Source organism: Lysinibacillus sp. FSL R7-0073, assembly GCF_038009065.1.
GTDB lineage: Bacteria > Bacillota > Bacilli > Bacillales_A > Planococcaceae > Lysinibacillus > Lysinibacillus fusiformis.
Genome location: NZ_JBBPAS010000001.1, coordinates 2,285,958 through 2,301,748, shown reverse-complemented (window position 1 = coordinate 2,301,748; position 15,791 = coordinate 2,285,958). Strand labels below are relative to the sequence as shown.

At 36.4% G+C, this 15,791-nt stretch carries 20 protein-coding genes and 1 pseudogene; 7 read left to right on the top strand and 14 right to left on the bottom strand.

The features are described from left to right. Positions 1-97: 97 nt before the first annotated feature. Positions 98-316: pseudogene (locus tag MKY88_RS11390) on the top strand (tyrosine-type recombinase/integrase); the annotation flags it as partial. Positions 317-321: 5 nt separating this feature from the next. On the opposite strand, the gene MKY88_RS11385 reads toward MKY88_RS11390, so the two are convergent. From MKY88_RS11385 to MKY88_RS11375, 3 genes are all read right to left on the bottom strand, one after another. Next, positions 322-561, bottom strand: coding sequence for a hypothetical protein (locus MKY88_RS11385; RefSeq protein ID WP_340813650.1), 240 nt, complete (start codon positions 559-561; stop codon positions 322-324). Positions 562-693: 132 nt separating this feature from the next. Next, the gene (locus tag MKY88_RS11380; protein WP_340813649.1) at positions 694-1,167 is read right to left on the bottom strand and encodes a hypothetical protein; all 474 of its coding nucleotides are present in this window, start codon (positions 1,165-1,167) and stop codon (positions 694-696) included. A 68-nt stretch (positions 1,168-1,235) separates the two neighbouring features. Further along, the gene (locus tag MKY88_RS11375) at positions 1,236-2,252 is read right to left on the bottom strand and encodes a phage integrase SAM-like domain-containing protein (protein WP_340813648.1); all 1,017 of its coding nucleotides are present in this window, start codon (positions 2,250-2,252) and stop codon (positions 1,236-1,238) included. Positions 2,253-2,512: 260 nt separating this feature from the next. Between MKY88_RS11375 and MKY88_RS11370 the strand changes: the two genes are divergently transcribed. Continuing rightward, complete coding sequence (locus MKY88_RS11370) at positions 2,513-4,117, top strand: ABC-F family ATP-binding cassette domain-containing protein (RefSeq protein WP_193831904.1); 1,605 nt, start codon at positions 2,513-2,515, stop codon at positions 4,115-4,117. A gap of 48 nt (positions 4,118-4,165) precedes the next feature. On the opposite strand, the gene MKY88_RS11365 is transcribed toward MKY88_RS11370, so the two are convergent. The 4 genes from MKY88_RS11365 to MKY88_RS11350 all read right to left on the bottom strand — a co-directional run bounded on the left by MKY88_RS11365 (position 4,166) and on the right by MKY88_RS11350 (position 7,434). Next, positions 4,166-4,909: an amidohydrolase family protein gene (locus MKY88_RS11365; RefSeq protein ID WP_328200943.1), complete on the bottom strand. Its 744-nt coding sequence runs from the start codon at positions 4,907-4,909 to the stop codon at positions 4,166-4,168. 161 nt (positions 4,910-5,070) lie between these two features. Continuing rightward, positions 5,071-6,306 (bottom strand): beta-ketoacyl-ACP synthase II, encoded by a 1,236-nt coding sequence (gene fabF / locus MKY88_RS11360; protein WP_069481301.1) that lies wholly within the window; start codon positions 6,304-6,306, stop codon positions 5,071-5,073. Between the two features lie 20 nt (positions 6,307-6,326). After that, complete coding sequence (locus MKY88_RS11355; protein WP_291759293.1) at positions 6,327-6,884, bottom strand: TetR/AcrR family transcriptional regulator; 558 nt, start codon at positions 6,882-6,884, stop codon at positions 6,327-6,329. Between the two features lie 79 nt (positions 6,885-6,963). Continuing rightward, positions 6,964-7,434, bottom strand: coding sequence for a DinB family protein (locus MKY88_RS11350; RefSeq protein ID WP_069481299.1), 471 nt, complete (start codon positions 7,432-7,434; stop codon positions 6,964-6,966). A gap of 169 nt (positions 7,435-7,603) precedes the next feature. Between MKY88_RS11350 and MKY88_RS11345 the strand changes: the two genes are divergently transcribed. Both MKY88_RS11345 and MKY88_RS11340 read left to right on the top strand, forming a co-directional pair. Further along, on the top strand, positions 7,604-8,212 hold the full coding sequence (locus MKY88_RS11345) for a hypothetical protein (RefSeq protein ID WP_291759289.1): 609 nt from the start codon (positions 7,604-7,606) through the stop codon (positions 8,210-8,212). Positions 8,213-8,273: 61 nt separating this feature from the next. Continuing rightward, a complete protein-coding gene (locus MKY88_RS11340) occupies positions 8,274-9,098 on the top strand; it encodes a S1C family serine protease (RefSeq protein ID WP_193831899.1) in 825 nt (274 codons plus the stop codon). Between the two features lie 55 nt (positions 9,099-9,153). Here the strand turns inward: MKY88_RS11340 and MKY88_RS11335 are convergent, their stop codons facing one another. The 3 genes from MKY88_RS11335 to MKY88_RS11325 all read right to left on the bottom strand — a co-directional run bounded on the left by MKY88_RS11335 (position 9,154) and on the right by MKY88_RS11325 (position 10,865). Beyond that, positions 9,154-9,639 (bottom strand): YkvA family protein, encoded by a 486-nt coding sequence (locus tag MKY88_RS11335; protein ID WP_340813644.1) that lies wholly within the window; start codon positions 9,637-9,639, stop codon positions 9,154-9,156. 481 nt (positions 9,640-10,120) lie between these two features. Continuing rightward, the gene (locus MKY88_RS11330; RefSeq protein ID WP_004230088.1) at positions 10,121-10,321 is read right to left on the bottom strand and encodes a cold-shock protein; all 201 of its coding nucleotides are present in this window, start codon (positions 10,319-10,321) and stop codon (positions 10,121-10,123) included. Between the two features lie 223 nt (positions 10,322-10,544). Next, positions 10,545-10,865: a DUF1033 family protein gene (locus MKY88_RS11325; protein WP_254664271.1), complete on the bottom strand. Its 321-nt coding sequence runs from the start codon at positions 10,863-10,865 to the stop codon at positions 10,545-10,547. 87 nt (positions 10,866-10,952) lie between these two features. Between MKY88_RS11325 and MKY88_RS11320 the strand changes: the two genes are divergently transcribed. The 3 genes from MKY88_RS11320 to MKY88_RS11310 all read left to right on the top strand — a co-directional run bounded on the left by MKY88_RS11320 (position 10,953) and on the right by MKY88_RS11310 (position 13,325). After that, complete coding sequence (locus MKY88_RS11320) at positions 10,953-12,680, top strand: methyl-accepting chemotaxis protein (RefSeq protein ID WP_340813643.1); 1,728 nt, start codon at positions 10,953-10,955, stop codon at positions 12,678-12,680. Between the two features lie 44 nt (positions 12,681-12,724). Next, positions 12,725-13,006: an acylphosphatase gene (locus MKY88_RS11315; protein WP_025115385.1), complete on the top strand. Its 282-nt coding sequence runs from the start codon at positions 12,725-12,727 to the stop codon at positions 13,004-13,006. 178 nt (positions 13,007-13,184) lie between these two features. Continuing rightward, a complete protein-coding gene (locus MKY88_RS11310; RefSeq protein ID WP_193831897.1) occupies positions 13,185-13,325 on the top strand; it encodes a hypothetical protein in 141 nt (46 codons plus the stop codon). Positions 13,326-13,903: 578 nt separating this feature from the next. Here MKY88_RS11310 and MKY88_RS11305 read toward each other — a convergent pair. From MKY88_RS11305 to MKY88_RS11290, 4 genes are all read right to left on the bottom strand, one after another. After that, positions 13,904-14,473, bottom strand: a complete 570-nt coding sequence (locus MKY88_RS11305; RefSeq protein ID WP_340813642.1) for a hypothetical protein — start codon at positions 14,471-14,473, stop codon at positions 13,904-13,906. A gap of 170 nt (positions 14,474-14,643) precedes the next feature. Further along, complete coding sequence (locus tag MKY88_RS11300) at positions 14,644-14,871, bottom strand: hypothetical protein (protein ID WP_193831895.1); 228 nt, start codon at positions 14,869-14,871, stop codon at positions 14,644-14,646. A 227-nt stretch (positions 14,872-15,098) separates the two neighbouring features. Next, positions 15,099-15,323, bottom strand: coding sequence for a hypothetical protein (locus MKY88_RS11295; protein WP_340813641.1), 225 nt, complete (start codon positions 15,321-15,323; stop codon positions 15,099-15,101). A gap of 131 nt (positions 15,324-15,454) precedes the next feature. After that, a complete protein-coding gene (locus tag MKY88_RS11290) occupies positions 15,455-15,760 on the bottom strand; it encodes a peptidoglycan recognition protein family protein (protein ID WP_340813640.1) in 306 nt (101 codons plus the stop codon). Positions 15,761-15,791: the final 31 nt, after the last annotated feature.

The following is a 15,791-nucleotide window of genomic DNA, read 5'->3' as shown; positions in this document are numbered from 1 at the left end:
TCTGAAAGTTCATTTGTCTTTCTCTCCGCTAACTCGTTTGAACCGTTATCTGCTGAACGAACAAAAAATGGTTGATAGAATCACAAAAAGAACTCTTATTCCCAAAATTACTTTGCATGGATTACGTCACACACATTGCACCATCTTATTAAATCAAGGATTGAATGTAAAAGTAATTTCTGAAAGACTGGGGAATACACCTGATATGATTTATAAAGTATACGGACATGTTTTAAAAGAAATGGAAATGGAATCCGTAGCTTTATTCAGTAACAGTTTAAACGGCTTTTCAGATTTATTAGTTACAGATAAATAAACATTTTAGATTTTCCCTTGTTCTTTTAACATTTCATAAAATAGCCTAGCAGCCCTATCTATATTTAACTCTCCTATTGTATAGTAGATTGTTCCCTGTTCAGTTAATTTCACTCGAAGTACTTGACCACTTTCTTTTGCATCTTTTAATTGTGATTCGTAAAACCATATAGCAGTAGGATCTGTTAACTCTATTTCAATATCTGTATTATGAATCTTTATTTTTCTACCCATCCATCCTCTCATTATTTCTAATCTTCCTGTTATTATTTTTATATGCTAGAACTCATGTAATATTCTTACAGTAAAATTACTAAAATAATTGATAAAAAATTAAGAAAAAAAGACTACCTCAGTTAAGAGATAGTCTCAGTATTATTACTTCTTTGGTTTTGGTTTTGGTTTGAATTTGATTTTCTTCTTAGGCTCTTCTTTATTTTCTTCACTTGAATCTGGATTTATTACTTTAGTAAACTTAATCTTCTTATTATCTTTAACAAGTAAATAAGTATCACCGTCAATTGGCTTATCTGGATGTCCTGCGTGTTTCATCAGTAGTGGATTCAAGTAGATATAAAATGAATCTACTTCCTTACCATCACGATATGTCTTACTCTCAAATGCATAGACCGTTCCTGCGATATTGTAATCCTTCTGATATTTTTCAGAGTACTTCTTGTCGTATGTTGTTTCATATACAACGAAATTATAAATATCTCCATATCCGCTTAAATGCTCGTTATATTTTTCAAATACACCATTTTTATCTGGTACGAGTACTTCTGCAGAAGCTACTCCTAGTGTAGATAATGATAAACCTACTGCTAAAACTCCCGCCAATATTTTCTTCATAATTAAAGCATCACCCTTTTCTGTATTATGATACCATTTTACCATTACTATACTATTGTATAAAGATTCTAGCTTAATTTTTTGGTTAAATACTGTTCGAACTTTTTTAGAATACTTGATATTTGTTCACGAGTTATGTAATTTTGTGGATTCGAACCATCTGTAATACCATTAGTTTTTAACCAATTCCAATCATCGACATGATACTTCAATGGTTCACGTACTTTTTGTTTATCTAGTTTATAATCTAATTGTTTCTCTAATTCTGTATTTTCTTTTTGAAGAGCAGTAATCATTTCTTTGAGGTGATTAAACTGTGACATAGTAAGCTCATCTCCATTTTCTTTAATTTTTCCAAATGTATCTTTTCCATAACCTTTATAATCGTACTGTAGGTGATGTGCGTCCCAACCCCAACCACTCTCAAATCCTAATTTTTTTGCATAATTTATTACCTTATCAGCATTTGGAGTTTTATAAGCATTCCACATTGTATTTCCGTTAGCATCCACTAGAACCCAATCTAATGCTTGTCCTACTAAGTGAATGATCTCATAGTTTGAGATTTTCCATTCGCAACATACCGTTACATCCCTCCAACCAATCCATGAAGTAGTATCAATTAGCGATAATAATATTTCTAGTTCCTTCTCATCTGCTGCTTTTTTAACTTTTTTATCAACTTTAATTTTAATATCCTTCCAAAACTTTCCCTGATCTTTAAGCCAACCGTTATCATAAAACCTAGTTAAAATTGCCGATACAAACCTAAATCTGTTAGCTTGAGTTGTCTTATCTAAATGATTAAGTGATTCCAACCAATTCATGAATCCTTCTTTATTAATATCATCCATTGTCTCAAGTTTTAAAAATTTTACATATTTTTGCATCGTCTGGTTATAGGTCAACAATGTTTTATGTCTCAGTCCTTGTAATTGCATTTGTCGATTTACAATTTCAATAGCCTTGGATATGGATAAAGAATCAGATTTTTGTACTGCATTCTTTTTCTCGGATTTCTTAGGTTGTAAAGTTGGCTTAAAAACTACATCTTCCATTCTTAATTCTTTTACCTTTCTAGACATTTAACCTCTTCCCTTCAATAAAATAAAGAAGGTAACAAATTGGGGATAAAATTATTTTATTCACTTCCCAGTTCTTTTCCCTAGAAACGTTTAAATACAAATGGAAATATTTAGATCAATCTATTTTTACATTACTCTCCATACCTCTTTCAATCGATCAATAAAACAATTGCCAATAAACCTTGCTGTCATAATGTTTATAGACTATGGAACATATTTCATGATATACTAGTGCCATTGTGAAAAAAGGAGGAACTTGCATGATTCAAGTTAGTAATGTAGGTCTTCGCTATGGCGATCGTAAACTATTTGAAGACGTAAATATAAAATTCACACCAGGTAACTGCTATGGTTTAATTGGCGCAAACGGTGCTGGTAAATCAACATTCTTAAAAATTCTTTCTGGTGAAATTGAAGCACAAGAAGGTAACGTATCAATGGGCAAGGACGAACGTTTATCCGTCCTTAAACAAAACCATTTTGAATACGATGATTATACAGTGCTTGACACTGTAATTATGGGGAATAAACGCCTCTATGACGTAAAAACAGAAAAAGATGCTATCTATGCAAAGGAAGATTTCTCAGATGAGGATGGTATGCGTGCCGCTGAGCTAGAAGGTGAATTTGCAGAGCTAAACGGTTGGGAAGCTGAGTCAGAAGCAGCGACATTATTAAACGGTTTAGGTATCTCAGATGACCTTCACTACATGCTAATGGGTGATCTTGAAGGTTCAGATAAAGTAAAAGTATTACTTTCGCAGGCTCTATTTGGTCAGCCTGATGTACTGTTACTCGATGAGCCTACCAACCACCTTGACTTAAAAGCTATCCAATGGTTAGAAGAGTTCTTAATTAACTTTGAAAACACAGTCATTGTTGTATCCCATGACCGTCACTTCTTAAACAAAGTATGTACACATATTGCTGATTTGGACTTCTCTAAAATCCAATTATATGTGGGTAACTATGATTTCTGGTATGAATCTTCTCAATTAGCTCAAAAAATGGCTCAAGACCAAAATTCTAAAAAAGAAGAAAAAATCAAAGAATTACAAGCGTTTATCGCACGATTCTCTGCGAATGCTTCTAAATCGAAGCAAGCGACATCTCGTAAAAAAATGCTGGATAAAATCGAGTTAGATGACATTAAACCATCCAGCCGTAAATATCCATTCATCAACTTCCAAATTGGTCGTGAAATCGGGAATGATGTATTAACAGTTGAAGGTTTAACTGCAAGTCATGAAGGCGAATCACTATTCAAAGATATTCGTTTCTCGATGAACAAAGATGATAAAATCGTTTTACTTGGTAGTCCACTTGCTAAAACAGCGCTTCTTGATATCTTAATGGGAGATAAAGAAGCAGATGCTGGTACATTTAAATGGGGTGTAACTACTTCTCAAAGCTACTTCGAAAACGATCATGACAAGTACTTCGAAGGCACAGAAAAATCATTAGTGGAATGGTTACGTCAATATTCTCCTGATGATGAAACAGAAAGCTTCCTACGTGGTTTCTTAGGACGCATGCTGTTCTCTGGTGAAGAAGTGAAAAAATCACCTTCTGTTTTATCAGGAGGCGAAAAAGTTCGTTGTATGTTATCAAAAATGATGCTTGCAACAGCAAACGTGATTTTACTAGATGAACCAACAAACCACCTTGACCTTGAATCGATTCAAGCATTGAACGAAGGCTTAATTCGTTTCAAAGGGGCAATGATTTTCACATCTCATGACCATCAGTTCATTCAAACAATTGCTAACCGTGTGATTGAAATCCGTGAAGACGGCTCAATTTTAGATAAGCAATTAACATATGATGAATTCTTAGAGTGGAAAGATCGCGAAGGTTTAAACTAATCCCAATAAAAATCCTCTACCAAATGTTTGGGTAGAGGATTTTTTCATTTACTTGTCATACCATTTCCTAGCATTTTGATAGAGAATTTTATCCGCAGCCTGGTCATCAAAAAGCTCTTGAATTAATTCAACATCCGCAAATTCAAAAGGTCGTTTTGCTCTTGTCGATGGCAAATCTGTTCCAAACATTAACGCATCTGGATGGATGCTATAGATGGATTGCAAAGCATTTTTCACATTCAATTCTACCCGTCCAAAACCAGTCGCTTTCACACGTACACCCTTTTCTACAAGCTTTAGCAAATGGGGCAACCCTTCCTCCGATAAGCCTAGATGGTCAATTGAAATGGCTGGTAATGCTTCAATCGTGGAAGCAATCTCAGGTAAATATTTAGCATCTATATAAAGTTCACTATGCCAACCCGCCAGCTCATACACTTTTCTTGCAAAGCTATCGAGTCTGGACAAATCCTCTGAACCGCCTCGTTGAATATTGAAACGCAAGGCTCTAACCCCATTTTTATGTAAATGAAGGATTTGATCATCTGTCACTGTATACGGTAATTGCGTCACTCCACAAAATGTGGTGCCTAGTTGTTTCAAAGCCTTCAGTAAATAATTCTGATCAAATCCTTGAAAGGAACCCGAAACAATGGCGCCTCCCTCTACATTGTAAAGAGCTATTTCCTTTTGATAGTCCTCTACTACATAGCTTGGTGGTGTGTATCCTTGATTTTCTATAATCGGAAAATCAAAATCAATAATATGAAAATGTGCATCAAAAATTCTCATTATCCATCCTCCTTTTTTTTAACATATCACAGAAAGAACATAAGCGAAAATATTGATTATTTGCGCAATGTCATAAGTATAACTTATCAAAGATGTATAGGTCATTTAATAAAGACAATAAAAAATGGTATGAAATGATCGTTTCATACCATTTTGTACTATTATTCCTCAAACTTTTTAAAAGCCAACACAGCATTATGACCACCAAAGCCAAAACCGTTAGACAAAGCAATGTTGACGGTTTGATGAAGTGCCTCGTTTGGAACATAATTCAAATCACACTCTGGATCTGGCGTTTCGTAATTGATTGTTGGTGGAATGATATCTTCCATAATACTTTTTAAGGTAATGATGGCCTCGATTCCGCCAGCTGCGCCAAAAAGATGGCCTGTCATCGACTTCGTGGAGCTCACTTTTAATTGATAGGCTTGCTCACCAAATACACTTTTTATAGCCTTTGTTTCCGATTTATCTCCCTCTGGTGTACTAGTACCATGTGCATTGATATAATCGACAGCCGTCACATCAATGTCCCCCATGTTTAAGGCTAATTTCATCGCATTAGCTGCCCCAGTAAAATCAGGCGCTGTAATATGGAAAGCATCAGTCGTGACCCCATAGCCTACGATTTCTCCAAGAATCGTGGCTCCCCTTTGCTTTGCATGTTCATATTCTTCTAGAAACACAACCCCTGCTCCTTCTGACATGACGAAGCCGTCACGATGGCTATCGAATGGTCGACTAGCATGTTCTGGCGCATCATTTCTAGTAGACATCGCCTTCATACGGGAAAATCCAGCAAAGCTCAGCGGATTTATCGGTGCCTCAGCCCCACCTGCTAAAATTCCGTCAGCATAGCCATGACGTATATTTAAAAACGCTTCACCAATTGCTTGGTTACCCGTTGCACAAGCGGAAACCGGTGAAAAGCTTGGCCCTTTAAAGCCTGTTTTTATCGCGATAATCCCTGCGGCCATATTGCTAATCATCATCGGCACCATAAACGGTGACACTTTCCTTGGTCCATTATCAAGCATAGCTTGATGATTCGCTAAAATCGTCTCAATTCCTCCAATACCTGAGCCAATATAAACACCTAGACGTTCCTTATCAACTTGCTCCATATTTATGTTTGCTTGCTCCAAAGCCTGCTGAGATGCAGCCAGTGCATATTGAACAAAAAGATCATATTTGCTTAATTCCTTTTTATCCATGTACTGAGTGGCATCAAAGTCAGTGATAGAACCAGCAATTTGTGTATTAATGCCGCTGAATTCCTCCGTTTCTAACTTTGTAATACCTGATTTGCCTTCTTTAATGTTCTCCCATAGGGCTGATACTGTTTGACCTAATGGTGAGATGACACCATATCCAGTGACAACTACTCTACGTACCATATATTCCTCTCCTTTTTCGATTACTTTAGCAGTTCCTTTAATTGCTCCATCATTTTGTGAAAGAAATCTTCCCCTAAAACCCGCTTGTATTGTAAAGCACCCTTCGTACTAGAAATAAGCAGGATGGCTAATGCCTCTAAATCCATTGTCGACTCAAGTGAGCCATGGTTCTTAGCATCTTGTAGTAAATCCACCAAAACATCTACTTCCATTTGGCTAAGCTGTTGAACTTTTTCTTGCATCGCAGGTGACAATTCTTGATAGTCCGCTTGTAAAGCAGAAATGGGGCAAACACCGTCTTGCTCTAGGAATTTTATCCGTCGTAAAATAAAGGCGATAGGTTTTTCCTCAGCTGCTACTGTAGATTCCTTAATTACTGTATAAACCTCCCCTAATCCTTTTTGAATTCTTTCGCAAACAGCAATCCCTAAGTCTTCCTTTTTTTCAAAATGATAATGAATGCTCGCTTTTGTTACACCGAGCTCTTTCGCTAAATAGTCATAACTAAATGATGTGAAACCTTTTTCTTGAATATTCTTCAATGTTAATTCAATAATTTGTGATTTTCTATTTGTCATGGCTTTATACTAACTTACTAGTAGGTAAGTGTCAACTAAAAATACAGCAGATAAGTTGTTTATCTGCTGGAATTGACGTCTATTTCATTTCTTTTGTTGGTCCCATAACACCCGGTACTGGTAAACCAGCTTGACGAAGTAGAACTGTCATTTGACCGCGATGATGCGTTTGATGATCAATTAATGCACGTAATAAAGCGCCCTTTGGTATTGGCCCTGTAAAGCCATTCACCACTTCTACTAAATCTTCATTTGAAAGTTTTGCCGCTTCCTCTTTTATACCATATACAACTTTCTCATACGCTTGTACGATTTCTACAGCTGTTGTTGGTACAGGATCTTCTTGACGAATCATCGGTACCTTTAAGCCTGCTAGATAACTAAAATATCCAGCTGCTCCTACTAAATGCCAACCAAGCCAGCCAAGTGTACTATGACCCTCTACGATACTTTGATTTAACTTATCGTCAGTTACTGCTTGTAATACTTTCAATGTTCCCTCTGCAGCCATCGTCCATTCCTGTAAAAAATCATCCGCTTGTCTATACATAACCATGCCCCCCATTTTTTAACTACAATTCTATCTTAGTTATTTTTTTTCATAGTTACAAGTTTTCAGCTTTTAGTTTACATAATAAAATTATATATAAACTGCCTATGATTCGTATAATGCACAACATTCACGTATAATGAATAAAAAGTAGCGAAGGAGTGTATCAATGAAACATTCTATTTTCGTACTTGCTCTTGTATTTTTATTGACAGGGTGCAATGAAGAAATGAAAAATGAACCTGTGCCCCCAATTGTTCAAGATCAAGTATCACTACTCACCTATTTCCCACCTGATGGCTCTATCGCATATTTTCAAGGAGAGGGAAACGAATTTGCCAGCTTTACCCTACAAACTACCTATATGGATACGCAACATATTGCTCAAGTTGAAGATAATGGTGGTGTGACCCTATTAAAAATTTATCGCATTACAGATTCAAAGATTGAACTAGTCTATCGTGAACCCGTTGACAGTAACCCAAGCTTACCTAGTACAACTGAGGTTGCAGCTTACCCTGTGCTAGAAACGATACTGCAACAACCTATACAAGTTGGGACAAGCTTCCAAGGCTGGACCATTCAATCCACAACCGCTCAAGTCGATACTGGAACAAAAGTCTATACGAATGTCATCCAGCTCACACGCACTGAAGACAAATTCATAACGACCAAATACTTTGCTCAACGGGTTGGCCTCATCAAAATCGAAGATACGATGGAGTCTGATCAAGAGCAGCCATTTATCGTGACTTCAACTTTACAAAAAATAGAATAGTATGATGGTGATAGGCGTCCTGCTTGGGCGCCTGTTATGTAGCAAAAGGAGGCATCATCCTATGAGTGACCTACATAAGTCTGCTAACGAGCAGGAAGAATTAACAGAAGAAGAATTTATTGAGCTTGTATTAACTGAACAACAAAAAGCATTAGCACAAGAGCAAGAAGAACGACTTTATGGCAAAAAAACAAAAAAGCCCAAACCATTCGTACGCTGGATTGTATGGAGTATGGCATTTGTACTTTTTTTCAATACATTTGCGCTTATTTTTCAAATTTATTCCATTCCGGCTATCGAATTTATTAAAGTATCAACAAAGCTATCCGCACAAGAGGATATACAAACCTATAAAAAAGCTGTCGTGGAAATTTCAACAGGTTCCAGCAAAGGCACTGGTTTCGCCATCTCAAAGGACGGTCTCATTGTCACCAATGCCCATGTAGTAGAACAAGCACAGACATTATCCGTTGTGTTTCCTGATGAAGGAGTAATGGAAGCAACGTTAATTAAAAACTATCCGGATGTTGATTTAGCCTTATTGCAAGTACAGGCAGATCAGCTTCCCTATCTTCCACTAGCAGATGATCCAACCTTCCCTGCCAATGAGCATATCCATTTTATCGGTAACCCCCTTGCCTTTACTGGAATAGCTAATGAGGGGACTTTGCTGGAATCCATTCAATTAGACGATTGGCAAGTACCTGTAATGATGCTGAAAGCACCGGTTTACCGTGGCAATAGTGGCAGCCCCGTCATTGATCAACAGGGTGAAGTCATCGGGATTATCTTCGCAACGATGAAATATGAACCTATAGGGCGAGTTGGCCTATTTGTCCCAGTCCAACAACTTCACCATATTTTAGAACAATCAAACAAAAAATGAACCTGTAAAGTGCAGGTTCATTTTTGTTGGCATTGAATAAGTTTACATAATAATATTATTTATCTTTACTTTCCTGTTTCACAAACTGAGCAATGGCCGATTTCACAGGTATTTTACTAACAACCTCATCACTAACCTCAGCAACCTTTTGGAGCGCATGCAAAAGATTATCATCCCCTGTCCAATGCTTTTCCACCACTTCAGGCCCTAATTTATTAATAATCGTATTCACCACAAACGTCGCCAACACGATATCATCCAAATAACCGCCAAACCCTAATATCCCCTCAGGCATCAGATCCACCGGAAACACAAAATACGCAATGGATGCACCGATCAATGCCCGACTTTTTTTATCCACCCCTGCATCTGTTAACGTTTTAACTAATAGATGAAATAAATCAGGCACAAACATTAAATACGGTGTAAACTTACTACTTTTGCCCTTCTTCGACCCAAGAAAACCAACTAATTTTGTACGTAACTTCTGATAAAAATCCTGCTGTTCCTGATCATTCGGTAATTTCACTAAATCTTCCATAAATAAATCTACCTCCAATAGTAAGTACCTTTGTATGCTATTTTTGTGGCGCTAATTATTTACCTTCATGGCGCTTTCTAGCACTTTTGCGGAGCTATCCGTCACTTTTCTTGTTCTATCCGTCACTTACGCTTCTATCCATCACTTTGCGGACTATCCGCCACTTTTGCCGTCTTATCCGTCTCTCTCACCAGGCTATCCATCTCTTTGCTGATTCTATCCGTCTCTTTGCTCGTTCTCCAGCACTTTCGCGGGCTATCCGTCATTTTTGCTTTTCTATCCGTCTCTTTCACTACGCTATCCTTCACTTACACTTCTATCCAGCACTTCCACCGCGCTATTAACTTTACCCAACAGCACTACTTTATATTTATCCATTTTTAAGATTTATAATCATTGAACATTGCAATGATATAAAAAAAAGACATCCTATTTGCATAGGATGTCTGGGTTTAACGAAAGTAATTTTAATTTCTGAGAATTAAAGTTTAGTTACGTTAGCAGCTTGTGGTCCGCGGTTGCCATCTACAACTTCGAATTCCACTTTTTGACCTTCGTCAAGTGTTTTGAAACCTTCGCCTTGGATAGCTGAGAAGTGTACGAATACGTCGTTTTCACCTTCAACTTCGATGAATCCAAAACCTTTTTCTGAGTTAAACCATTTTACTGTACCTTGTTTCATTTAAGAAAACCTCCAAAAAATAAAAGTGAACAATATGTAATTTCTTCAGCGATTGAAAAAAATTCACATATTACAAAGAGTACCGTACTAACGCGATCACTTTTTGTAATATGTGAATTCATGTTTCCGGTGAAGCAATTAAATTGTTAACCTAAGTATAACCATCATTCATAATATTGTCAAATAAAGAAAATTGTTTTTTTACTTTATTTCCAAAAATATTTTACTTATTTTCCATTTTACATGCAATAATTCCATGATATACTTGTGCGTCATCATCACACGCCTCACAGAAAAAACTTTCATCCTCTGACCAAAAAGCCCAATATTGACCTTCTTTTACTGCTTCATTATCATATGTTGAGCGAAAATGTGCTAATTTATGCTGTAAAGCCAGCTCAAACTGCTCCTTCGCTTCAAATGTATCGTGTGTTTGAATAAAAGCTTCCCAGCCCTCAAATTTCCACCAAGGCTCATAGTCCGCTTTCATGTAAATAATTGTATACATATTTGCCCATTCCTTGCTGTCATAAGATATTTTCATTTTAGCAAACACATCTGAAATGTCTATTAAAACAACCTGAATTATGCTATTATTACCTTATTATACATAATTTTTGGAGGTTTTTATATGTTTTCAAGCATTCGACCTAAAGCTGAGCTAGAAGAACTACTAAAGCGTGGTACTGATTTACGTGCAACAGGCCGATTCCATCAAACATTGGCATTTAATCATTTTAATACGCAAGATGAAGAGCATTTAAAGACGCTCTATGAAAAGCTAAAAGATATTACCCCTTCTATGAATGCCATTTTTCACCATTATTTAAGTGAGATATCCCCTACCTCTCAATTAACCATTAGTGAAGAAAATATAAATCAATACTTAACGCAATTTTTCCTAGCAACACGTGATGACGAGTATGTGGATGAAACTGTCAAGTTTTTCAATTTATTTCGCAAGCATCAATATGAGCCTGGTAAATTAATTGTCGTTTTCAATCAATTCGCCTTCTATATTACTACTTATATTTTACATAACTTTGGGATGAAGCCCAATAAAGCCTTCCAATTTATGAAATCATTCCAGTCTGCTGTCAATGTTGATCAAGAGCTATTAGTGGAAGTTTTAACAGAACGCATCATTGAGAATGTTGTGGGTGAAATATCATCCTTGATGGATGTCAATGCCAAAATCATGTATATGAAAGATTTAGTATTTAGTTTAGATAAGCAAAATGAGGAGATTCAGTCCTCTACAGCTGCGACTGAAGAAATTGCCGCTTCTATAAATGAAGTAGCCCGTATGTCCTCTCATATATCAGAAAAAACAACTGAATCTGTTGACCATGCGACACAGGGTAAAAATGCAATTGAGCATGCATTATCAGAAATTTTTAAAACAGAAGAAACATTTACTTCGATTGTAGAATCTTTTACAGAACTGCAAAAACGAGTAAATGACATTGAACAAGTTGTAACATTAATCAATCAAATTGCGGATCAAACCAATTTACTAGCACTAAATGCATCCATTGAGGCTGCACGTGCGGGTGAACATGGTAAAGGCTTTGCGGTCGTAGCACAGGAGGTACGAAAACTTGCGGAAAGCACGGTCTCAGCTTTAAGCGAAGTCTCTGCAAATGTTCACCATTTAAAGAGCTATTCCAATGACGTTTCCGACTCAATAACAGAAACAACAGCAATCATTAAAGAAGCAACCGTTGAGGCGAAAGAATCGTTACCATTATTGAATGCTATTGTACATGCGATTGAAGGTATTAACTTGGATGTGACCAATACGGCAGCCATTTCCCAGCAACAGGCAGCGGCTATCGATGAAGTCTCCTCTAGAATGATTGAAATATCTAGCTTGCAGGAGGATATTCGAGACTATAGTCATAATACATCAAGTGATATTCATCTTCTAGGGAAAGAAATCAATCGTTTCCGTAATGATATTATTGCCAATAATAATGTACAGCTTTCATCTATTGCCCTTTTACAGCTATCTAAAGCTGATCATATTTTATGGAAGTGGCGCATTTACAATATGTTCCTTGGCCTAGAACATGTTGAGCCAAGCGATGTCTCTTCACATAGAGAATGCCGACTTGGCAAATGGTATACAGCTTCTCGCACGATAGAACGCTTCGGCCATTTACAGGATTATCATGATTTAGACAATTATCATTTACTTGTCCACGAATCAGCGAAGCGCGCGGCGACTGCCTTTAAAGCTGGCAATATCGCACAAGCTGATAGCCATCTAAAAGAAGTGGATGAAGCGTCTACTCAAGTTCTTTATTATATTAATAACTTAATCGCCTATTTAGAAAAGGAACGAGTTATGCAATAAAGAGAGAGGCTCTTCCCCTCTCTCTAATGGTAGGAGGTATTTCCTTGAACAAACGAGCAAGTATTAAATTTTTTGGTGACGTCTACGGGACAGGCTACCGATTCTTTATTAAACAAAAGGCCATTGAATTAGGGCTAAAAGGGTATTGCAGATTGAATGCCGCCGAGCAAATCGAGGTTGAAGTAGAAGGAGCTGAAAAAGCGCTGAATGAATTCCTTCTTTTTGTCCAAAAAGGTGTCAGCCCCCAAGCCGATTCCAACTCATTTTCTTTAGAGCTTTATGATGATTTAAAAGGATATGTACGAATGGAGTCAGACATTGTTTAGTCTGGCTCTTCTTTTTAAAAGTGTTGTAAAACTAAGGTTTATCAAGGTTTTGGCAGTTTTAAAATGACGTTGCTGGGGGGCAAGTTTATTAGGATTGAGGATAATTCCTCAGTCCTTTTTATTTTGCCTTCTACAAAAAAACACCTGCCAATAAGAGTATAGAAAGGAGGTAACAAGAATGGAACTTGAAAGAGTAGTAGCGCTAACAGCATTCGTCAACTTAGCAATCGCAATTATTAACTTCCAAACAGCAAAGTTAAACAACCAGAAAGCGAAAGCACTTGACGAAAAAGAAAAAGACACCACTTCAAAGAAGTAGCGTCCAACAAAAGTTTTAAAAAGAAGGTTAAGGCTGACCCCCTTAGCCTTCACACTAAATATAAATGATTTGCAGTTGTTATACAATTAAAATGAAAAGAAGAGGTGATTTTTCATGACGACTATAACTTTAATTCTCACAGTTGCAGCTCTAATAATTATTGGCGCAACAGTAGTTACAATGAGAAAAAAATAATAAAACTAGGTGGTATCATCCAATGTCGAAAAACTACTCTTTCAATAGTAAAGAAGAATTTATTAAATTAGTTTAAACAGAGATCCTAACATCATCAGAAGTATTGGAGGAATTGCAAATTTCTAGGCAATAATTAAATTCACTTGTAAAACGAGGAAAGCTAAATCCTATCAAAGAGATGCCTCGAGATCGAATGTTTTTACGTGAAGATGTGGAAGCAAGGAAAGAAGCTGCAAAAGGATTGAATGCTAAATACAGACCATATGATGAATAAAAAATTGACCAGGTACTCACTTTCAATTGAGCCCCTGGTTTTTTACGATAAGATGAAACATTAAATAGTCATATTCAGTTAGTGCATAGCTCTTAGAAATAAATGTTTCTTATCTCATAGGTTTATCTTGGAACCACCAGCTACCAACTTCATCAAAGTAAATATTGAGAGATTTTCCTACTAAAGTTGCATCTACAGAAAAATCTTGGTATCGGTATTTATATTGATACTGATTTATAGAACCTGGGTACCCTGTATTGAATTTATCAGTAGTTCTATATAATTTATATGTTAGACTCCCCTTGAAAGTATTCATTGCTATCGTAGTTCCAATACCAGCCCAACTTAATGCATCAGCAACTTTAGTCTCAACTACCTTTTTAGGAATAGCTATTCCCGTTGCTTTAGCTAAAAGAATTGCTGCAGTGATTACTACAACAATTTTCCCAAGTCCATCAACTGACTCTGCAAAACTAACATTACCTGAAGATACATATACCGGTGTATCACTTGCAAAAAGAGATAATGACTCATCTATAACAAACTCAGGTTCACTAACCTTAAGATTCATTTTTTCACCATTTAGAGTGGCTGAACCATCAGATTTGTTATAAATAATAGTATTTTCCTCTCCATTAGTAATGGTTTTAATAGTTATACTTTCATCAGTCTCTACCATATCTACATCAACTTTATTGTTTAAATTTACTAAACTAAAGTTATGTGTATTAGCTGTGGAGCTCGAATTCACTATTGTATATCCGGTATCATTTTCTGCAGCAAAAGAGCTCGAAGGATTAATAAAACTAGCTGGACCTGCAACAAATAAACTCGAACATAATAAAAGTTCTATTTTCCACTTTTTTTCGAATTCTTTCTTTTCAAATAACTACTAGATATTGTGAAAACTACAGCAGCAATACTTATCAACATCCATTGAAAGCCAGTACTTCCTGTTTTATAATAATCATAAAATGCCCAAATCAATATAACTACAATTAGAACAGCAAGCGTAGCTCTTGAAGCTCCTGGATAAGGGTCATAGCCATCGTCTTTTTTTTCATCTTTTTCATTCATATCTATATTACCCCCTTTCAATTTTACATATATTACTATATTCTAAACGAATCTACAAAAACCTTCCGAAATCAATATGATTAGCTAAAAATAAATGAACCTTCATTCTGAATACTATGTCATTTATACCACTGCTGTTGCGTTAATCATTTGTCTTTCATCACAAAAAGCCCATGCTTCAAATTAATGAGTGCCTGGCTTTTTGTGTAACAAGGTAGCTTATTTTATCATCTTACTTCGTATAATTTTGTTGTTTTGCTCTCGTTGTTATAGACTAACTTCAACCCTAATAGTTCAGCTAAATCGCGCACTTGAACATGGGTCCTGCCATCTATAATCACAGCTGGGATGGTCTTAGCATCATTAAGCATTACTTTTGCTTCTTGTGCCTCTTTTACTTCCTCTAAACCATTCTTAATGTCTATTTTGAATTGTTCCTCTGTAATCCCCATACTCGCTAAATACGAATATGGATCTCTGTATGTCGTGCCTTTTAAATTGTCCGTAATCCAGCGGTGTGACTTAATACCGTTGCCTGTACCATCTAATACAACAGGTATGCAAGCCTCTTTTGCAAGCTCTCTTACCAGCCAAATGCAAGCAGCATAATCCTTTTAAATTGCTCTTTATCATTTGTACGAGCAAGCTCTACTTGTGCGTAACTAAGTGGATTACCTTTTGGACCACAACTATACTGCAACTTGCCGACTGGCGCAACTTGAACAATTTTACCGCCACCGCCTACCCAATGAGACGTAAACGCATTAGCTTTATTACGGTTCATGTATGCAATTTCGTTTTCCAAAGCATTTGGACCACAATTATTTGGGTTTCCTGATTCATGAGCAATGACATATTTAACAGATGTTAAAGCAAGCCCACATTCCAACGAATGTAGACCTATTTATGTATATATAGAG